16 protein-coding genes and 1 tRNA gene are annotated in these 19,348 nt (G+C 75.2%); 9 read left to right on the top strand and 8 right to left on the bottom strand.

All coding sequences use genetic code 11. The features are described 5' to 3' along the window. Window positions 1–50: 50 nt before the first annotated feature. Complete coding sequence (gene ehuA, locus GJV82_RS00395; protein ID WP_318657139.1) at window positions 51–818, top strand: ectoine/hydroxyectoine ABC transporter ATP-binding protein EhuA; 768 nt, start codon at window positions 51–53, stop codon at window positions 816–818. A 48-nt stretch (window positions 819–866) separates the two neighbouring features. On the opposite strand, the gene uriH is transcribed toward ehuA, so the two are convergent. Further along, entirely contained in the window at window positions 867–1,847 is a 981-nt protein-coding gene (gene uriH / locus GJV82_RS00390; RefSeq protein WP_024841263.1) for a uridine-preferring nucleoside hydrolase UriH, read from the bottom strand. Window positions 1,848–1,946: 99 nt separating this feature from the next. Between uriH and GJV82_RS00385 the strand changes: the two genes are divergently transcribed. Together GJV82_RS00385 and GJV82_RS00380 are read left to right on the top strand one after the other, a co-directional pair. Further along, window positions 1,947–2,019, top strand: a tRNA-Arg gene (locus tag GJV82_RS00385). 97 nt (window positions 2,020–2,116) lie between these two features. Further along, on the top strand, window positions 2,117–2,299 hold the full coding sequence (locus GJV82_RS00380) for an Rv0909 family putative TA system antitoxin (protein ID WP_024841262.1): 183 nt from the start codon (window positions 2,117–2,119) through the stop codon (window positions 2,297–2,299). Between the two features lie 51 nt (window positions 2,300–2,350). Here GJV82_RS00380 and GJV82_RS00375 read toward each other — a convergent pair whose 3' ends face one another. Both GJV82_RS00375 and GJV82_RS00370 read right to left on the bottom strand, forming a co-directional pair. Then, entirely contained in the window at window positions 2,351–2,734 is a 384-nt protein-coding gene (locus tag GJV82_RS00375) for a hypothetical protein (protein ID WP_155097849.1), read from the bottom strand. A gap of 46 nt (window positions 2,735–2,780) precedes the next feature. Next, window positions 2,781–3,830, bottom strand: coding sequence for a hypothetical protein (locus GJV82_RS00370; RefSeq protein ID WP_155097848.1), 1,050 nt, complete (start codon window positions 3,828–3,830; stop codon window positions 2,781–2,783). Between the two features lie 878 nt (window positions 3,831–4,708). Between GJV82_RS00370 and GJV82_RS00365 the strand changes: the two genes are divergently transcribed. Both GJV82_RS00365 and GJV82_RS00360 read left to right on the top strand, forming a co-directional pair. Further along, entirely contained in the window at window positions 4,709–8,788 is a 4,080-nt protein-coding gene (locus GJV82_RS00365; protein WP_318657116.1) for a hypothetical protein, read from the top strand. Window positions 8,789–8,840: 52 nt separating this feature from the next. Further along, window positions 8,841–9,077: a hypothetical protein gene (locus GJV82_RS00360; protein ID WP_024841258.1), complete on the top strand. Its 237-nt coding sequence runs from the start codon at window positions 8,841–8,843 to the stop codon at window positions 9,075–9,077. Window positions 9,078–9,165: 88 nt separating this feature from the next. Here GJV82_RS00360 and mscL read toward each other — a convergent pair whose 3' ends face one another. The 3 genes from mscL to GJV82_RS00345 form a co-directional block, all read right to left on the bottom strand. Next, the gene (gene mscL, locus GJV82_RS00355; RefSeq protein WP_155097847.1) at window positions 9,166–9,609 is read right to left on the bottom strand and encodes a large conductance mechanosensitive channel protein MscL; all 444 of its coding nucleotides are present in this window, start codon (window positions 9,607–9,609) and stop codon (window positions 9,166–9,168) included. A 125-nt stretch (window positions 9,610–9,734) separates the two neighbouring features. Continuing rightward, complete coding sequence (locus tag GJV82_RS00350; protein ID WP_155097846.1) at window positions 9,735–10,451, bottom strand: SAF domain-containing protein; 717 nt, start codon at window positions 10,449–10,451, stop codon at window positions 9,735–9,737. Window positions 10,452–10,596: 145 nt separating this feature from the next. Further along, a complete protein-coding gene (locus GJV82_RS00345; protein WP_318657115.1) occupies window positions 10,597–10,896 on the bottom strand; it encodes an FmdB family zinc ribbon protein in 300 nt (99 codons plus the stop codon). A gap of 281 nt (window positions 10,897–11,177) precedes the next feature. On the opposite strand from GJV82_RS00345, the gene GJV82_RS00340 reads away from it, so the two are divergent. After that, on the top strand, window positions 11,178–13,724 hold the full coding sequence (locus tag GJV82_RS00340; protein WP_318657138.1) for a penicillin acylase family protein: 2,547 nt from the start codon (window positions 11,178–11,180) through the stop codon (window positions 13,722–13,724). 25 nt (window positions 13,725–13,749) lie between these two features. On the opposite strand, the gene GJV82_RS00335 is transcribed toward GJV82_RS00340, so the two are convergent. Then, window positions 13,750–14,235 (bottom strand): DUF6326 family protein, encoded by a 486-nt coding sequence (locus GJV82_RS00335; RefSeq protein ID WP_155097845.1) that lies wholly within the window; start codon window positions 14,233–14,235, stop codon window positions 13,750–13,752. A 163-nt stretch (window positions 14,236–14,398) separates the two neighbouring features. Here GJV82_RS00335 and GJV82_RS00330 point away from each other — a divergent pair, with 163 nt between their 5' ends. Beyond that, window positions 14,399–15,538, top strand: coding sequence for a sensor histidine kinase (locus GJV82_RS00330; protein ID WP_318657114.1), 1,140 nt, complete (start codon window positions 14,399–14,401; stop codon window positions 15,536–15,538). Then, the gene (locus tag GJV82_RS00325; RefSeq protein WP_318657113.1) at window positions 15,535–16,191 is read left to right on the top strand and encodes a response regulator transcription factor; all 657 of its coding nucleotides are present in this window, start codon (window positions 15,535–15,537) and stop codon (window positions 16,189–16,191) included. The genes GJV82_RS00330 and GJV82_RS00325 overlap by 4 nt, the downstream gene beginning before the upstream one ends. Window positions 16,192–16,209: 18 nt before the next feature. Here GJV82_RS00325 and GJV82_RS00320 read toward each other — a convergent pair whose 3' ends face one another. Then, window positions 16,210–16,842, bottom strand: coding sequence for a 5-formyltetrahydrofolate cyclo-ligase (locus tag GJV82_RS00320; protein WP_024841250.1), 633 nt, complete (start codon window positions 16,840–16,842; stop codon window positions 16,210–16,212). A 183-nt stretch (window positions 16,843–17,025) separates the two neighbouring features. On the opposite strand from GJV82_RS00320, the gene GJV82_RS00315 reads away from it, so the two are divergent. Continuing rightward, window positions 17,026–19,269, top strand: a complete 2,244-nt coding sequence (locus GJV82_RS00315) for an NTP transferase domain-containing protein (RefSeq protein WP_155097844.1) — start codon at window positions 17,026–17,028, stop codon at window positions 19,267–19,269. The last annotated feature ends 79 nt before the right edge of the window (window positions 19,270–19,348 follow it).

The following is a 19,348-nucleotide window of genomic DNA, read 5'->3' as shown; positions in this document are numbered from 1 at the left end:
CGGGCACCGCGCCCGCGCCCGCGCGGGCGACCACCACCGTCCAGGGCGCCGTGCCCGCCATCGAGTTCCAGGGCGTCGTCAAGCGCTTCGGCGACAACACCGTGCTCGACGGGCTCGACTTCAGCGTCGCGAAGGGCGACCGCGTCACCCTCATCGGCCCGTCCGGGTCGGGGAAGACGACGATCCTGCGCCTCCTCATGACGCTCGAGGAGGCGGACGGCGGGATCATCCTCGTCGACGGCGACCCGTACACCCACGAGATCCGCGGCGGGAAGCGGGTCGAGGTGCCGGAGAAGCGGCGCCGCGCCGTGCGACGGCGCGTGGGGATGGTGTTCCAGCAGTTCAACCTGTTCCCCAACATGTCCGTGCTGGAGAACATCATCGAGGCGCCGATGCACGTGCTCGGGCTGGCCCGGGCGCAGGCCACGGTCCGCGCGGAGGAACTGCTCGACCAGGTCGGGCTCGCGGACAAGCGCGACGCGCGGTGCACGCAGCTCTCCGGCGGCCAGCAGCAGCGCGTCGCGATCGCGCGCGCCCTCGCGATGGACCCGGAGATCCTCCTGCTCGACGAGGTGACGTCCGCGCTCGACCCGGAGATCGTCGCCGACGTGCTCGGCGTGCTGCGCGAGGTCGCCGAGACCACCGACATCACCATGCTCATCGTCACGCACGAGATGCAGTTCGCCCGCGACGTGTCCAACCGCGTGCTCATGTTCGACCACGGCCGCATCGTCGAGGAGGCCGACCCCGAGACGATGTTCACCTCGCCCACCCACGAGCGCACGCAGGAGTTCCTGCGGGCGGTCCTCGGGGACTGAGACCGAGGTCCTGCCGACCGTCGGTCCGGGCCGGCAGGACCTCGCCCCTCAGGCGGGGTCGCCCAGCCGCGCCAGCGCGTCCACGACGAGGTCCCAGAACCGCGCGTGGTCGAGCGTGACCGCGACCTGCGTGCGGCACGCGTCCGAGCCGGGCTCCTCCCCGCGCAGGTCGGCCACGGTCATGCCGGTCGTCAGCGACCCGTGCAGCTCGACGTCCAGGGGCGCGCGCCGCGTCGTCATGACGTCCGGGTCGACGACGTACGCGACCGCGCACGGGTCGTGGACCGGCGGGTGGGGGAACCCCTGCGCGGACCGGTACGTCGTCCCGTAGAAGTCGAGCAGGTCGCCGACGAGCCGGGCCGGCGCCGTGCCGAGCGCGGCCACCCGGTCGCGCACGTCCGGCGTCGCGACGGCCTGGTGCGTGAGGTCGAGCCCGACCATCGTCACGGGCCACGGCTCCGTGAGCACCACGTGCGCCGCCTCCGGGTCCGCGAGCACGTTGAACTCCGCGACCGGCGTGCGGTTGCCCACGTGGTACCCGCCGCCCATCATCACGACCTCGCGCACGCGCGGCACGATCCGCGGCTCCTTGCGCGCGGCCATCGCGACGTTCGTCAGCGGGCCGGTCGGCACGAGCGTGATCTCGCCCGGCTCGGCCGCGAGCACCGTCTCGACGATGAGGTCCACCGCATGACGCCGGTCGACGGCGCGCCGCGGCGCGGGCAGGACCGGCCCGTCCATCCCGGACTCGCCGTGGATGTCCGGCGCGACGATCCGCGGCCGCACGAGCGGCCGGTCGCACCCGGCCGCGACCGGTGCGTCGATCCCCGCGACCTCCGCGACCGCGAGCGCGTTGCGCGTGACCTTCTCGAGCGTCTGGTTCCCCGCGACCGTCGTCACCGCGACCAGCTCGACGCCCGGGCTGCCGTGCGCGAGGAGCATCGCGACCGCGTCGTCGTGGCCGGGGTCGCAGTCGAGCACGACCCGGCGCGGACGGTCGGCGGGCGGGGGAGCGGCAGGTGCGGGCACCGCCCCATCCTCGCGCGCGACCGCGCGCGGCGCAGCGCCGCCGCTTCGCGTCACGACGCGCGGCGGATAGGCTGTGCTCCGGCCCTGACCCGGGGCCACGCGCCTGTAGCTCAGGGGATAGAGCACCGCTCTCCTAAAGCGGGTGTCGCTGGTTCGAATCCAGTCAGGCGCACCGATCACGGCCACCTCCCCTGCCGGGGTGCGACCGAACTCCACCGGTGCCCACGATGAGCGTGACGGCCCGCCCGGGCCGACGAAGGAGGTGCACCGTGGGGATCGACGACCTGAAGGGCAAGGCGTCCGACGCGCTGGACAGCGACAAGGGCGAGAAGGCGTCGGACGCGGCCCTGGACAAGGGCGGCGACGCGGCGTCGAAGGCGACCGGCGGCAAGCACGACGACGCGATCGACAAGGGCACGCAGCAGGCCGACTCGAAGCTCGGCCGCGAGTAGCGCGGCACGCCCGCCGGACCGCCCGGTGGGGTCGCGGTCGGCGTCGCCGGGTCAGCCCGCGACGCGGACCGCGACGACCTCGCACTGCACGGGGTACGACTCCGCGCACGCGTCCGTCCAGACCTCGACGGCGTCGCCGTCGGTCAGGTCGCCGGGCGTGAGCGCGGTGCCGTCGTCCCCGACGACGACGGTGCCGGCGGAGAGCAGCCCCATCCCCTCGTAGTAGGCGTCCGAGGCGTCGACGAGGCGCGCGGCGTCACCGGTCCCGGCGACGGTCCCCTCGACGTCGGCGGCGCGTGCGGGCGGCGCGCTCGGCTGCGCATCCGCCGGACCGCCGTCACCCGGGCTGCACGCCGCGAGGAAGACCAGGACCGTGACGAGCGCGAGCACGACGGGACCCGGACGGTGAGAGGGGGCGAGCGGCGTCGGCGGCATGGCGTGATCCTGCCACCGGTCGGCACCGGTCCGCACCGACCGGGACTCAGCTCGTCGCGGGCGGCACGGGCGCGGGCGTCTGCTCGGCCGTCGCACCCTCGCCCGGGCCGGTCCCGGGGACGGGCGCCCCTTCGCCGGTCTCCTCGCCCGTGCCCGTGCCCGTGCCCGGCTCGGGCGTGGTCGAGGGGTCGGGCTCGGGCATCGTCGGGTCCGTGGTCGGGTCCGGCGTCGGCTCCACGCCGGGCTCCTCGGTCGGCGCCGTGGTCGGCTCCTCGGTGGGCGTGGTCGACGGCGCGGGCACCGGGTCCTGCGTCGGCACGCCCGACGGGTCCGGGGCCGGGACCGTGGGGGCCGGGGTCACGGGCGTCTCCGTGCCGACGGAGCGGTCGCGGCTGATCGTCGTGCCCGACCCCTCGACGCCCCGCACGGCGTCGGCGATCGGCTTGCCGATCGTCAGCTCGACGACGAGCACGGCGCCCATGACGACGACGAACAGCGCGAGCGCCGTGACCGTGAGCACCGGGCCGCGGCCGTAGCGGTCGACCAGGCGCAACCACCGGTTCGTCGGGGTGTCCGTCGCGGGCGCGTCGGGCTGCGCCTCCTCCGCGTCCGTCCCGTCCGCGTCGCCCGCGCCTTCCGCGCCGTCCGCGTCGTCGTCGACGGTGGCCGAGCCGCGGGGGACGTTCGCGACGGCGGTCGTGACCGTCGTCGTCGTGGTGCGGTCCCGCGCGGCGCCGGTCCCGGTCGTGACCTGGACGACCTTGCCGACGACGGGGACGAGCTGCTCGCGCGTCTTCTGGATCGAGCGCGTGTACACGTAGTTCGCGACGACGGTCAGCGCGCTCGCGATGCCGGCGCCGATGATCGTCCCGGCCGTCCCGAAGTACGACAGGAGCACGGTGGTGCTCACCGCGGCGAGCGCGCTCGCGAGGACCTGCGTGAGCGACAGCTTCGCGGGGGCGTCGTCCTTCGTCGCTGGGGCCGTGGGCTTCGTCCCGGGGGCGGCAGGACGCCGGGTGTCGTCCGCGGCGTCGGGGCCGGGCTCCGGGCGCGCCGACACGTCGCGCTCGGGGCGGAGGTGGTGGGTCGTCGTCACGTGGTGCGGGGTCTCCGTAGCGTGGTGGGCTGGTCCGCCCGTCGCCACAGGCCGGGTCGCGGCCGCGCCGGGTCCGGCGTCGGGCCACGGGCGTCCCCACCACCATAGGACGCCGGTGTGGACCTCGCTCAGGGGCGCCGTGGCCGCACCTCAGAGGAACGGAGAAGATCCTGTGACGCCGCCGGTCGGGCCGGGCGGGGCGCGGGGCGGGAGACGGCGCGACGTATCCTGCCGGAGGCGCCCGCCGCCCGGGGCAGGCGCGGCCCGGCGGTTCGACCCGTGGTCCGGCCACGGGGGGCAACGCCCCACCCGGCAGGGAATGGCGGAATCCCGCGCGTGTGGTGGACGCCCGTCCAGGTCATTCCCAGGCGCCGCTGGGCTCGCCGCCCGGTTCACCCGTCCAGGTGCTCCGTCCCGTGTTGACGCCTGGGATCGCGCCGTGCAAGATAGTCCTCGACAGCGCGCATCGCCTGCCCCCTGCGCGGTGCGCGCTGTTTCAATCTTCTCCGGAGAACACCTCCGGAATTGCTCGGAACGACGGCCTCGGAACGCGATTGACGCGATCCGGGGCCGTTCGTCGTTNATCTTCTCCGGAGAACACCTCCGGAATTGCTCGGAACGACGGCCTCGGAACGCGATTGACGCGATCCGGGGCCGTTCGTCGTTCCCTGCCGCAGGCGCGCGGCGCGCCCGCGCGCGAGACGGTGCCCCCTGCCGCAGGCGCGCGGCGCGCCCGCGCGCGAGACGGTGCCCTCGCCCGACGCCGCCCGCGGCACCGGGTCGGCCGCCCTCCGGCGCGCCGCGACGGGCGTCGCGAGGCGGGCGGTTAGCGTCGGAGCGTGAATGCCGCAGCCCGCACCAGCTCAGCCGCCCGGAGCGTGGCCGATCCTGCTCGGCTGCCCGCGACCGCTCCCGGGGGGACCGGCCAGCCCGCCGACCAGCACCGCACCGACACCACCGACGGCGACGCGCCGCCGTCGCGCCCCGTGCTCGTCCCCGAGCCCACGACGGCCGACCTCGTCGACGAGGCCGTCGTGCGCTGGCGCGCCGGACTCGTCGAGCTCGCCGGCGGCTCCTCGCTCGCGGACGTCGCGCTGCTCGGCGACGCCGTCGTGGACCTCACCGCCGCGCACCCCTCCGGCGTGGCCCAGCTCTTCGCCGGGCGCCCGACCCGGCTGTCGAACCTCTTCCGCGAGGGCGGCTCGCTGCCCGCCGCCCGGCGCCGCGCCCGTGCGGTCGTGGTGCGCGCGGCCGAGCACGCGCAGCGCTACGGCGTCGCCCCGACCTACCTGGCGATCGGCGTCGCGACCTGGACCCAGGGCGCCGCGACCCACGAGGCCGAGGACGACGTCGCCGCGCTCGCCCGCGTCGCGGGTCGCCCGCCCGTCACGGTCCCGAACGGCACCGCGCCGTCCGACACCGCGCCGTCCGACGGCGAGCACGACCCGCACGCGGGGACCGGTGCCGACGCGGGCGCCCCCGCGCGGACCGGCAACGACGCCGTCCCGGACCCCGGTGACGGCGGGGGCGACGCCGAGCACGAGCCCGCGTCGCGCACCGTGCGGGCCCCCGTCCTCCTACGCCCCCTCACGGTGACCCCGCGGGGCGACGGCGAGACCGACTACGAGCTCACGCTCGAGCCCACGGCCGAGATCAACCCGCTCCTCGCGCGGACCCTGCGCGCGCACGGCGCGCTGCTCGACCCCGTGACGCTCGCGCGCTCGACGTTCACCGGTGCGGGCTTCGACCCCGCCGACGCGACCCGCCGCATCGCCGCGCTCGGCCAGGCCGTGCTCGACGACTTCGAGCTCACCCACCGGGTGCTCGTCGGCACGTTCGTGCACCCGGGCCAGGTGCTCGTCGACGACCTCGACGAGATCGCGCCCGCGCTCGAGCGGCACGAGGTCGTGGCGGCGCTCGCCGGGGACGAGCGCGCCGCGGCCGGGCTGCACGTCGCGCTCCCCGCGCCGCGCGTCGGCGACGCCGACCCGGTGCACGAGCGCGGCGTCGGCGACCTCGACCCCTCCCAGCGCCACGTCGTCGACGTCCTCGCGGGCGGCTCCCACCTGTTCGTCGACGCCCCCGCCGGGTCCGACGTCGCCGGGACCCTCGCCGCCGTCGTCGCCGAGGCCGCGGCCTCCGGGCGCCACGTCCTGTACGTGCCCGGGCACCGCCGCGCCGCCGACGCGCTCCTCGCCCGGCTCGCCGAGCTCGGTCTCGACGGCCTCGCGCTGGACGTCGTCCCGGAGCCGACGTGGCGCGAGACCGCCTCGCACCGGCTGCTGTCCGCCATGGCGTCCGAGCCCGAGCCGGTCGACGACGAGGACGTCGCCCGCACGCGCGACGCGCTGCTCGGGGCGCGGGCGCGCCTCGCCGGGTACATCGAGGCGCTGCACCTCGTCCGCGACCCGTGGGGCGTCTCCGCCTACGACGCGCTCCAGGCGCTCGCGCGCCTCACCGCCGAGCGCCCCGCGCCCGACACCCGGGTGCGCCTGTCCACCGAGGTCGTGCTCGGCATCGGGCCCCAGCGCGAGCGCGTCGCCGCCGAGCTGCGCGAGGCGGCCCTGCTCGGCGCGTTCACCGCCCGCGCCGCGTCCACCCCCTGGTACGGCGCCGCGCTCACCACGCCGCAGGAGGCGCACGACGCCCTCGTGCGCGTCGAGCGCCTGCGCGCCCACACGCTGCCCCAGCTGCGCGCCCAGGTCGAGCAGGTCGCGCAGCGCACCGGGCTCACGCCCGCGACGACGCTGCGCCAGTGGGGAGACCAGCTCGCGATGCTCGGCGGCATGCGCGGGACGCTCGACGTCTTCCAGCCCATGATCTTCGAGCGCACCGCGCAGGACATGGTCGAGGCGACCGCGACCAAGCAGTGGCGCGAGCAGCACGGCGTCGACATGGGCTGGTTCGCCCGCCGTCGCCTGCGCCGCCAGGCCCGCGACATGGTGCGCCCCGGCGTGCGCGTGCCCGACCTGCACGCCGCGCTCGTCGAGGTGCAGGCGCAGCGCGCCGTCTGGCAGGAGCAGTGCCCGCGCGGGGGCTGGCCCGTCCTCCCCGAGGGGCTGTCGGCGATCGAGGACACGCACGAGGCCGTCCGGATCGACACCGAGGAGCTCCAGCCGGCGCTCGCCGGCACGCCCGGCGGCGCCGACCTGCTCGACCTCCCGCTCGACGACCTCGCGGCCCGCCTCGACGCGCTCGCCGAGGACGCCGAGTCGCTCGACACCCTGCCGCCGCGCACCGCGATCCTGCGCCGGCTCACCGACCTCGGCCTCGGCGAGCTGCTCGCCGACCTCGTCGCGCGCCGCGTCGAGGCCGACCAGGTCGGCCCCGAGCTCGAGCTCGCGTGGTGGAGCTCCGTGTTCGAGCAGATCCTTGCCCAGGACCAGGCGCTCGCCGGTCAGGACGGCGCGGGGCTCGACGCGCTCGCGCGGCGGTTCCGCGACCTCGACCGTGCGCACGTCGCGTCGCTCGCCGCGCCCGTGCGCGCCGCCGTGCGCGAGCACCTCGGCGTGGCGATGCGCGAGCACCGCGACGAGGCCGAGGACCTCTTCACCGAGCTGCTCGAGGGGCGGCTCGTGAGCCTGCGCGAGACCACGGAGAAGCACCCCGCCGTCCTGCGGCGCCTGCGCCCCGTGCTCGTCGCCACCCCGACGCTCGTGCCGCACCTCGTCCCCGCGACCCGCACCGTCGACCTCGTCGTCCTCGACGCGATCGAGCACACGCCCGTCGAGCTCGTGCTGTCCGCGCTCGCGCGCGGCCGCCAGGTCGTCGCCGTGGGCGACCCGCGCGCCGCGTCCACCGACACCGTCCGCGAGCTGTCCGAGCTGCTCCCGTCCGTGCGGCTCCTCGCCGACGGCTCGCGCCGCGACCCGTACGTGACGACCTTCCTCGCCGAGCACGGCTACGCCGGCGTCCTGCGGCCCTCGCCGCTCCCGCGCGCCGAGGTCCTCGTGCAGCTCGACGTCGTCGACGGCGCGGGCATGCCGGACCCGACGTCCGGCGCGGTCGAGAGCACGCAGGCCGAGGTCGACCGGGTCGTCGAGGTCGCGATCGAGCACGCGCTCACGCGCCCCGACGAGTCCCTCGCGATCGTCACCGTCACGCCCCTGCACGCCGACCGCATCCGCGACGCCCTCCTCGTCGAGGTCCGGCAGAACCCCGCGCTCGCCGGGTACTTCTCCGGGTCGCGCGAGGAGCCCGTCATCGTCGCCGACGTGTCCGGCGTCGCCGGCCTCGTGCGCGACACCCTCGTCCTGTCCGTCGGGTTCGGCCGGACGCCGCACGGGCGCGTCCTGCACCGGTTCGGCGTCCTCAACACACCCGGTGCCGAGGCCATGCTGCTCGACGCCGTCGGCGCGAGCCGCCGTCGCCTGCACGTCGTGTCCTGCTTCACCGCGGGCGACCTCGACCCCGAGCGGCTGCGCGGCGCCGGCGCCCGGCTCCTCGCCGAGGTGCTCGACCTCGCCGAGCAGCGCAGCGGCGCCGCCGACCAGGTCACGCTCGGCAACGGTGTCGACCTCGGCGGCAGCCCCGACCGTCTCGTGCTCGACCTCGCCGAGCGCCTGTGGCGCGCCGGGCTCGTCGTGGAGACCGACTACGGCATCGGCGACGGCGACCGCATCCCGCTCGTCGTCGGCCACCCGGACCTGCCCGGCGAGTTGCTCGTCGCCGTCCTCACGGACGACGCCGCGTACGTCGCCGAGCGCAGCGTCCGCGTCCGCGACCGGCAGGTCGCCGAGCGGCTCGAGCGCATCGGCTGGACCGTCGCGCAGGTGTGGTCCGCCGCCGCGTTCCTCGACCCCGCGAAGGAGGCCGAGCGCATCCGGCGGGTCGTGCAGGAGGTGCGCGACGCGCGCCTCCCGGAGACCGGCGGCGTCGCGCAGACGGGCGGCGGCGACCGCATCGTCGTCGTCCCGGTCATCGACGACGACGAGCAGCACGGCGACGACGACCTGTAGCCCGTCCTCGCGACCGCGGGGCCGGGTCCGGGCGCGGTGGGACGATAGGGGCGTGAGCAGCGAGTCCGTGCCGTCGTCCGAGCGCCCGTCCCCGACCGAGGGAGAGGGGCGGCGCAGGCGACCGCGCCGGGCCGTGCGGCGGGGGACCGAGAGCGTCGTCGTGCCCGGGGCGAGCGCGGACGAGCGCGCCGAGGGCTGGGGCGACGCGGCCCGGCCGGAGCGCGGCGGCACGGGGGAGAACGACGACCGGCTGCTCGGCGACGTCCCGCCCCACTACGGGCGGCACTGAGCGCGGACGATCCCCACGACGCACTGGTGGCCGCGGCCCTTCCCCGCGGGGACGGGCCGCGGCCACCTGCGTGCTCGGGCGGTGCTGCTCAGACGGTGGGCGGCGGCGTCGGGCGCCCCGGGGCCGCGCCGGGACCGCCGGCCTGCGCCGCGAGGAGGTCGCGGATCTCCTGGAGGACGAGCACGTCCTCGGCCGGGGCCTCCGGCTCCGGCTCGACGTTCTGCTTGCGCATCGCCGCGAGGTGGTTCATCGGCAGGACGATGAAGAAGTAGAGCGCGATCGCGACGCACAGGAACTTGAAGACCGCGTCGAGGATGAGGCCGAGGCTGAAGAGCGCCCCGTTGATCGTGAAGTTGCCGACCCCCGTGAGGTCGGGCTCGCCGAAGATCGCCGCGATCAGCGGGTTGATGAGGCCGTCGACGACCGACGTGATGATGGCCGAGAACGCGGTGCCGATGACGACGCCGACCGCGAGGTCGATCGCGTTGCCCCGGAGCACGAACTCCTTGAAACCGTTGAGCACGCCCTTCATGGAATGGGTCCCTTCCGTGTGGTCCGCGTGGCTGCGGCGCCACGACTCGAGCAGGAGGATCCTCCCAACGGCGGTCGGCTCCGGCAACGGTCTCGTCCGGAGAGTCGGGTTTCTCGCCCGCGACGTCAGGGCACGAGCACGGCGGTCACCGGGGCGTGGCCGCTCACGGCGGCCAGGCGCTCCGCCTCGGCGGGCAGGACGGCGACGAGCGTGACGACGTCGCTGCTCGTGACGCCGGCGCCGAGGAGGCCGCCCCCGGCGTCGGGCTCGGGCGTGGGCACGACGACCGCCGCGCGCGCGAGGTAGGGGTCGTCGGCCTGGGACGTCCCGTCGGGATCGGCCGCGTCGACCGGTACGGCCGCGGCGGCGAGGTCCCCGGCCGCGAGCAGGTCCACGCGGTCGCCGGGGCCGAGGAGCGCGGCGACGCCCGGGTCGAGGCGGACCGGGGCGACGACCGTGCCCGCCGGTGCGGCCGCCACGAGCTCGCCGCCCGCGACGAGCGCGTCCTGGACGAGGGTGCCCGCGGCGAGGGCGACCGTCGCGCGGCGACCTACGACGCCGGCCGGCGCGCCCGCGGCACCGGCGGGCACGAGCGCGGCCGGGACGTCGTCCACGCGGAGGTCCGCACCGGCGAGGACCGCGCCCGCCGGGACGTCGCGCGTGGTCACGACGACGGGCGCGGTCGGCGGCGGTGGGGGGCGCAGCGCACCGACGAGCACCGCGGCGGCGGCGCCGCAGCACACCGCGGCCACGACGAACCGGGCCCGCCAGCACAGCCCGCGCAGGGCGCGGCGACGGGCGGACGAGGGGAGGGGCTCCCGGGAGCCGGGGCGCAGAGGCATGGGCGCGACCGTAGCCGCGGCGGTCAGGCCGGGGCCGGGGACGCCCGACGGCCTGTGGACGACCGGGGCGGTGCGCGCAGGAGGCCGTGCGGCCCCGTGCCCTGTGGTCGAGCGTGGCGGCCGGAGCCCGGCCACCGGCGTCAGGTCAGGAGGACGCGGCCGCGCTGCCGGACGAGCCGCTCGACGACGACGTCGAGCTCGTCGCGGCCGGGGTCGACGTGCTCGACGCGCCGGACTTCGCGGCCGCGGCCGAGGAGGACGATCCGCCCGAGCGCGAGTCGGTGCGGTAGAAGCCCGAGCCCTTGAACGTCACGCCGACCGAGGAGAACACCTTGCGCAGGCGGCCGGAGCACTCCGGGCACACCGTGAGGGCGTCGTCGGTGAACGACTGGTGGATGTCGAAGGCGTGACCGCAGGCGGTGCACGTGTACGCGTAGGTGGGCACGGGTTCTCCTCGTTCACGAGACGGCCGCGGTGCGGCCGCCGGCGGTCGGGATCGGGACGGTCTCGGCCGGGTCGTCGGTGTCAACACCGTCTGGCACTCGAAACTTCCGAGTGCTAATCATACGCGGACCGGCGCGCGCCCGGCGCCGGGGTAGTCTCGCATCCGTGTCTGCGCACGAACCCGCCGAGGCCCCCGCCGGTGACACCGCACCCGGTGCCGACCCCGTGACCCCCGGGGACACCGCGGTCCCTCCCCGGCGCCGCCGGTCGACGCGGCGGAACGTGCTGCTCGTCGTCGCGGCGCTGCTCGTCGTCGCGCTCGTGGCGGGCGCGGCGTTCGTCGTCGTCACGGTGCGCCGGCCGCTCCCGCAGGCCTCGGGGGAGATCGAGGTCCCCGGCCTCGAGGGACAGGTCACCGTGCTGCGCGACGCCCGGGGCGTGCCGCAGATCTACGCCGACACCCCGGAGGACCTCTTCCGCGCCCAGGGCTTCGTCCAGGCGCAGGACCGGTTCTTCGAGATGGACTACCGCCGCCATGTGACGGCGGGCCGGCTCGCCGAGCTCGTGGGTGACAACCCGGACGCCATCGCCGCGGACGCGGTGACGCGCACGTTCGGCTGGAGGCAGGTGGCCGAGGAGGAGTGGGACGTCGTCTCGGACGAGACGAAGTCGTACCTCCAGGCGTACGCCGAGGGCGTCAACGCCTACCTGGAGAACCGCAGTCCCTCCGAGATCGCGATCGAGTACACCGTGCTCGGGCTCCAGGTCGACGTCGCCGAGCCCGAGCCGTGGGACCCCGTCGACTCGCTCGCGTGGCTCAAGGCCATGGCGTGGGACCTGCGCGGCAACTACGACGACGAGCTCGACCGCGCGCTCGCGTTCGGCGCGCTCCAGGACGCAGGGCGCGTCGCCGAGCTCTTCCCGGCGTACCCGTCCGACGTCAACGCGCCGATCCTCGACCCGGGCGAGCTCGAGAACCCGCAGCAGGTCGCGCTCGAGCTCGGCCCCGAGGCGCGTGCCGCGTACGGCTCGGACCACCTGCAGAGCGCGCTCGAGGCCGCCGACCGCGCGCTCGACGCCGTCCCCGTGCTCGTGGGTCGTGGCGAGGGCACCGGCTCGAACTCGTGGGTCGTCTCGGGCGAGCACACCGCGAGCGGCATGCCGATCCTCGCGAACGACCCGCACCTGAGCCTCGGGGCTCCCGGCATCTGGGCGCAGGTGGGGCTGCACTGCAACGAGGTCGGACCCGACTGTGCGTTCGACGTCGCGGGCTTCTCGTTCGCCGGGTTCCCCGGCGTGATCATCGGGCACAACGCACAGCTCGCGTGGGGCCTGACGAACATGGGCGCCGACGTCACCGACTTCTTCGTCGAGCGGGTGCGCGACGACACGTATCTCCGCGGCGACGAGTGGGTGCCGCTCGAGAGCCGGACGGAGACGCTGCGCGTCGCCGGGGGCGACGACGTGGAGCTCGAGATCCGCTCGACCGTGCACGGGCCGATCGTGTCCGAGGCGATCCCCGCGACCGAGTCCGCGGTCGGCACCCCGGCGCTCGACACGCGCCTGGGCGAGTACGCCGTCTCCCTCCAGTGGACCGCGCTCGAGCCGGGCCGCACCGCCGACGCGGTCTTCGCGTTCAACCTCGCGCAGGACGCCGACGACATGCAGGAGGCGGCAGCCCTCTTCGAGGTGCCCGCGCAGAACATCGTCTTCGCGACGACGGACGGTCACATCGGCTACCAGGCGCCGGGCAAGATCCCGGTGCGCGCGTCGGTGCCCGACGCCCCCGTCCCGTCCGACGGCACGTGGCCGCGCGACGGCTCCGACGAGCGGTACGACTGGCAGGGCTACGTGCCGAGCGAGGAGATGCCGCGCGTGGTCGACCCGGCGGAGGGCTTCGTCGTGGCGGCGAACCAGGCCGTGCTGCCCGCCGGCGTCGCGCCGTTCCTCACGACCGACTGGGACTACGGCTACCGCTCGCAGCGCATCCGTCAGCTCCTCGAAGCCGAGATCTCCGCGGGCCGGACCGTCGACGTCGACACGATGAACGAGATCCAGGTCGACGACCGCAGCCCCTACGCCGAGGTCCTCGTGCCGCTGCTGCTCGACCAGGAGATCGAGGACGGCTTCGCCGCCGAGGGGCAGGAGCTCCTGGCCGACTGGGACTACCGGACGGACACGGACTCGGCGGCCGCCGCGTACTTCGCGGCCGTCTGGCGCAACCTGCTGGAGCTCACCTTCTGGGACGACCTGCCCGAGTCGGCGCGGCCGAACGGCGGGAGCCGCTGGCTCGCCGTCGTGACGAGGCTCCTCGACGACCCGACGAACCCGTTCTGGGACGACCGGCAGACCGTGAGCGTCGTCGAGACGCGCGACGAGGTGCTCACGCAGGCGCTCGTCTCCGCGCGCCTCGACCTGACCGTCGAGCAGAGCAAGCAGCCGTCCGACTGGGCCTGGGGCACGCTCCACGTGCTCGCGCTGGAGCACCCGATCCTCGGCGGCGAGTCGATCCCCGGACCGGTCCGCAACTGGGTCAACCCCGACCCGGTCCGCATGCCCGGAGGCTCGTCGATCGTCAACGCGACGGCCTGGGACGCGGCGTCCGGCTCGTTCGACGTGACGGCCGGACCGTCGATGCGGATGGTCGTCGACCTCGGCGACCTCGACCGCTCCACGTGGGTCACCGTGACCGGCACGTCCGGCCACCCGGCGTCGAAGCACTACGCCGACCAGCTCAAGACCTGGGCGCGCGGCGAGACGTTCGAGTGGCCGTTCACGACCCAGGCCGTCGCCGACGCCGGCACGGACGAGCTCACGCTCGTCCCGTAGCCGGGCCGGCGTCCGGCGTCCGGCGTCACGCCGGGCGCGAGGGGACGGCCTCGCGGCGCGGGTCCGGGCTCGTCGCGGACGGCGCGATGCGCGGCCAGGTCCAGGCGTACCGCACGACGAGGGCGAGCAGGACGAGCTCCAGCACGACACCGAGGCCGTAGTAGTACAGGTAGAACCCGCCCGCGACGTTGAAGACCGTGACGGGGACGTAGAGCGCGGCCACGACGAGGTTCGCGGTGCGGCTCGCGCGGGCGGGCAGCGTCAGCGACAGCGTGACCATGAGGATCGGGACGGCCATGAGGGTCAGCGCCGAGATCGAGAAGGTCTGGGAGAGGTCGAACGTGAAGACCTTCCCGTCCAGGATGTCCGCGACGACGCCGGGCGTGTAGAACCCGAGGATGTCGACGTAGGCGTACAGGAACATGAAGCTGGTCCACACGGCGGCGAGCTTGGCTCGCACCGGGACCGGTCGGTCGTCCAGCGTGGTGGTGGGCGCAGGGGTGGTGCTCATCGTGGCCTCCGTCGTCAGGGTGCGGATCGGACAGGTCCACGGTCGCGGGGGTCGACGGCCGCGCACATCGGCCCGGAGGCCGGTGCCTCCCGGCCGAAGGCACGGTCCGTCTCTCGTCCTTTCGGCGGGTACGCGCGGGCGCCGCGATCCCTAGGCTGGGCCCGTGACCACCGTCCGGCGCTCCCTCTGGCACGAGCCGCGGCCCGCCGACGCCCCACCCGTCGGTCGCCCCGACGTGCTGCTCGCCGGCGCGTTCGCGGCCGTCGTCGTCGTCGAGGCGGTCGCCCGGCCGGGTCTCGCGTGGCGGCCCCTGGTCGCGGCGCTCGCCCTCGTGCTCGTGCCCGCGCTGCTCTGGCGGCGGGCCCACCCCCTGCCAACAGTCCTGGTCGGTTGGGGCGCCGTCGCGCTGCTCTCGGTCCTCCAGCTCGCGGCGCACACCGCGGACCTCGGCCTCTACTCCACGACGGCGGTCCTGATCCTGCTCTACTCCCTGGTGCGGTGGGGGTCGGGCCGCGAGACGGTCCTGGGGACGGCGTTCGTGGCCGTCGTGGTCGCGCTGGGCATGTACGCGTCCTCCGCGGGGTGGGCCGACGTCGTGGGCGGGACCGCCTTCGTGCTGCTGTTCGTCGCCCTCGCCGCGGTGTTCCGCTACCGCGCCGACCTCTGGCACCGCCGGCAGCGCGAGATCCGCAACGAGGAGCGGGTCGCTCTCGCGCGCGAGCTGCACGACACCGTGGCCCACCACGTCTCGGCCATCGCGGTGCAGGCGCAGGCGGGCGGCGTGGTCGCCGGTGCCCAGCCCGAGAAGGCCGCGGAGGTCCTGGCCGCGATCGAGACCGAGGCGTCGCGGACCCTGGCGGAGATGAGGTCCGTGGTGGAGGTCCTGCGCGCGGAGGACGCCGTCGCCTACGCACCGCCGCGGGGCGTCGCCGACCTGCCCGCCCTGGCGCGCACGGGTGCGACGCCCGTCGTCGCGGTGTCCCTCCACGGGTCGTTCTCCGGGCTCGCACGACCGGTGGACGCCGCCCTCTACCGGCTCGCGCAGGAGTCGCTGACCAACGCCGTGCGGCACGCCCGGGGCGTGACCCGCGTCGAGATCGACGTCCGCCGGGAGCCGGACGCCGTCCGGCTGCGGGTGCGCGACGACGGGCGGGCCGACCCGGGGCCGACGCCGCAGCCGGGGTTCGGCCTGCTGGGCATGGCCGAGCGCGCCCACCTCCTCGGCGGGTCGTTCACCGCGGGGCCGGGCGCAGCGGGCGGCTGGGTGGTCGAGGCCGTGCTGCCCACGGAGGCCCCGGCGTGAGCGTCCGCGTCGTCGTCGCCGACGACCAGGACCTCGTCCGGACCGGCCTCGTGATGATCCTCGGCGCGCAGCCGGACGTGGACGTCGTGGGGGAGGCGGCGGACGGGCTCGCCGCGCTCGACCTGGCGACGCGGCTGCGTCCCGACGTCCTGCTCGTCGACATCCGGATGCCCGGGCTCGACGGCATCGAGGTGACGCGGCGCCTGGCCGGGCCGGGCGCCCCGGGCACGACGGCGGTCGTCGTGATCACGACCTTCGACCTCGACGAGTACGTCCTCGGCGCGCTCCGCGCGGGCGCGCGCGGCTTCCTGCTCAAGGACGCCGGGCCGCAGCTCCTCGTGCAGGCCGTCCACGCGGCGGCCGCCGGGGACGCGCTGATCGCCCCGAACGTCACGCGCCGGCTGCTCGCGACCTTCGCCGACCGGGCGCCGGTGGTCCCGGTCCAGCCCGTCAGCCCGCTCACCGAGCGGGAGGAGGAGGTGCTCGCGCTGGTGGCACGCGGCCGCACGAACGCCGAGATCGCGGCCGAGCTGTTCGTCGGCCTGAGCACGGTCAAGTCCCACGTGGCGTCGCTGATGACCAAGCTCGGTGCCCGCAACCGCGTCGAGGTCGCGCTGTGGGCGTACGACACCCGGCGCGTGCGGGCCGACTAGCGCGGACCGCGGAGCCGGCTACGGGAGCCAGCGCCACCCGAGCGGGGTCGCGACGGCGTCGACGAGCTTGTCGTGCGGCTCGAGCGGCAGCGGGCGGTCGGACGCGTCGTAGACCTCCTCGGGGAACACGACGGCCACGACCTTGGTCCCGGGACGCACGTGCTCGAGCGCGCGGTCGTACCAGCCGCCGCCCTGCCCGAGCCGGACGCCGCGCGAGTCGACGGCGAGCGCGGGTGCGACGACGACGTCGGCCTCGGCGATCGCGTCCGCGCCGAGCGCCGGGGTCCCGGGTTCGGGCGGTCGGCCCGGCGCGCGGACCTGGAGGTCGGCGGGGCCGTCGTAGAGCGCCCAGTCGCGCTGCAGGCCCGCGCCGAGCACGGGCAGCAGGAGCCGGACGCCGCGCGCGGCGAGGCGTTCGAGCGTCTCCGACGTACCGGGCTCGGTCGGCCGGGCGGCGTAGGTCGCGACGCACGAGGCGGAGGCGACCTCGGGGATGGTCTCGATGACGTCGGCGATGGCGGCGGCCGCTTCCTTGCGGAGCCGCTCGGACCGCGACTGGCGGTTGGTGCGGATGGCCTTGCGGAGGATCTCCTTCGCGTCCTCGGCTTCGATGCTTCCGTGCAGGGGGTACGGCTGGACCGGGCCACTCATGTCCCTATTGTCACCCGGAGCGGCGGTCCCCGTGGACGCGACGCGGGGTGACCTTGTGCCCGTCGTGCGCCGGACGGGTTCCGCGGACGGGTCGGCGGTGCCTATGATCGGGGTCGAGCCAGTAGTACGGACTCCTGACAAATGCGTCGCGAGGCCGTCGGAGTGCCGACCAGTGAGGACGCCATGACCGCGACGACGCCTGCCCAGCCCACCGCCACCACCCCGCGCGGGGGCGTCCGCCCCCGGACCGGACGGGCCGCCGTCGTGCTGGCCGCCGGGCACGACGCCGCGTCGCGCGAGCTCCTCACGCGGCCCCTCGGCGACGCGACCGTCGTCGAGCTCGCCGTCGCGAACGTGCGGCGCGTGGTCGACGCGAGCCGGATCGTCGTCGTCGTGTCGCCGGACGACCCGACGGTGCGTGAGCTCCTCGGCGAGGACGTCGTGTTCGTGGAGCAGGCGGAGCCGCTCGGCACGGGGGACGCCGTGCTCGCCGCGCGCGAGGCGATCGCCTCGGTGCTCGGGCCCGGGGCCGACGACCCGGTGCTCGTCGCCTACGCGGACACCCCGCTGCTGCGCTCGGAGTCGCTGCTCGGGCTCCTCACGCGCCACACCCTCACGCGCGCCGACCTGTCGCTCCTGTCCGCCGTCGTCGACGACCCGGACGGCTACGGGCGCGTCGTGCGCGCCGAGGGCGAGATCACCGCGATCCTCGAGTCGTCCGAGGTCGACGGCACCGCCGCGGAGCCGCTCACCGAGATCAACGTCGGGGCGTACGTCGCGGCGCCGAGCCTGCTGTTCGGCGAGCTCGAGCGCATGGTGACCGGGGGAGAGCACCGGCTCACCGAGCTCGCGCGCCGCGTCATCGGCGCGGGCAAGCGCATCGCGTCGTACCGGATCGTCGACGTCGACGAGGTGCGCGGCATCAACACCCCGGACGAGCTCGCCCAGGCGGCGGACATCGTGCTCAAGCGCCTGTTCGTGCCGACGAAGAACACGGACACCAAGATCGTGTTCGGCACGGGCGGCTGGCGTGCCGTCATCGGCGAGGGCTACACGCTCGCCAACGTGCGGCGCCTGTGCCAGGCCATCGCGAACGAGACGATCCGCCGCGGGCTCGACGGCAAGGGCGTCGTGATCGGCGGCGACCGGCGCTTCCTCTCGCGCGAGTCCGCCGTGGCCGCGGCCGAGGTGTTCGCGGGCAACAACATCGCGGTGACGCTCCTGCCCGACGACGTCCCCACGCCGCTCGTCACGTTCGCCGCCCCCTACCTCGGCGCGGCCTACGGGATCATCGTCACGTCGAGCCACAACCCGCCCGAGTGGAACGGCATGAAGGTCTTCCGCCAGGACGGCTCGCTCCCGCTCGACGACGAGACCGACCGCTACCAGGACGAGGCCAACGCCCTGTCCGTGGACGACGTCATCACGCTCGACATCGACGTGGCGCGCCGCGCGGGCGTGGTCGTGGACCGGTCCCTCACCGACCCGTACGTCGACGCGATCGAGGAGATCATCGACGTCGAGGCGGTGCGCGGCTCGGACCTCCAGGTCGTCGTCGACCCGATGTACGGCACGAGCCAGCTCACGCTCGGCACGATCCTGTCGGACATGCGCGTGCGGTCGGAGTTCATCCACGCGACGCACAACCCGCTCTTCGGCGGCGTCGCGCCCGCGCCGGACCTCCAGCGCCTGAGCACGCTCGTGACGATGATCCGGCAGGGCGGGGGGCGCTACGACCTCGGCATGGCGACCGACGGCGACTCCGACCGCATCGGCATCGTCGACGAGACGGGCGAGTACATCTCGACGAACGACCTGCTCCTCCTCCTGTACTGGTACCTGCACGAGGTCCGCGGCGAGAAGGGCGGCGTCGTGCGCAACCTCGCGACGACGCACCTCCTCGACCGGCTCGCGGCCCACTTCGGCGAGGAGTCGCGCGAGGTCAAGGTCGGGTTCAAGCACGTCACGGCGGGCATGGCGGAGATCGGGGCGGTGCTCGGCGGCGAGTCGTCCGGCGGCCTGACGATCCGCGGCTGGATCCTCGGCAAGGACGGCATCTTCGCGTGCGCCCTCGTGGCGGAGATGCTCGCCCGCACCGGCAAGCGGATCTCCGAGCTGCGCGCGATGCTCTACGAGATCACCGGCCGCCTGTACACGCTCGAGGCGGGCGTGCCGGCCACCCCGGAGATGCGCGTCGAGGTGCCGCGCCGGCTCGAGGCGCAGCCGCTCACGCACGTCGGGCCGTACCCCGTCGTGTCCGTCTCGCACCTCGACGGCACCAAGATCCTCCTCGAGAACGACAACTGGGCGCTCCTGCGGTTCTCCGGCACCGAGCCCGTCCTGCGCATGTTCGTCGAGGCGGACACCCCCGAGAAGGCCGCCGAGCTCCTGGAGTGGCTCCAGGGGTTCGTCACCGCCGGCGTCTGACGCCGGCGCCCCGCCCGGCACCCACCCGGCACCCTCCTGCACCCAGCCCCCAGACCACCCCAGGACAGGAACCAGAGCA

It is taken from the genome of Cellulosimicrobium composti (genome assembly GCF_009711085.1).
In the GTDB taxonomy this organism is placed as follows: domain Bacteria; phylum Actinomycetota; class Actinomycetes; order Actinomycetales; family Cellulomonadaceae; genus Cellulosimicrobium; species Cellulosimicrobium composti.
The sequence above is the reverse complement of the archived record's forward strand: the minus strand, read 5'-3'. Positions and strand labels throughout refer to the sequence as shown.

Bases quoted from the DNA above. Each gene is read 5' to 3' on its own strand.
- GJV82_RS00375 (WP_155097849.1), bottom strand. From the start codon at position 2,734: ATGCCGCCGACGCCGCTCGCCCCCTCTCACCGTCCGGGTCCCGTCGTG.
- mscL (WP_155097847.1), bottom strand. From the start codon at position 9,609: ATGAAGGGCGTGCTCAACGGTTTCAAGGAGTTCGTGCTCCGGGGCAAC.
- GJV82_RS00350 (WP_155097846.1), bottom strand. From the start codon at position 10,451: ATGCCTCTGCGCCCCGGCTCCCGGGAGCCCCTCCCCTCGTCCGCCCGT.
- GJV82_RS00335 (WP_155097845.1), bottom strand. From the start codon at position 14,235: ATGAGCACCACCCCTGCGCCCACCACCACGCTGGACGACCGACCGGTC.
- GJV82_RS00320 (WP_024841250.1), bottom strand. From the start codon at position 16,842: ATGAGTGGCCCGGTCCAGCCGTACCCCCTGCACGGAAGCATCGAAGCC.
- GJV82_RS00315 (WP_155097844.1), top strand. From the start codon at position 17,026: ATGACCGCGACGACGCCTGCCCAGCCCACCGCCACCACCCCGCGCGGG.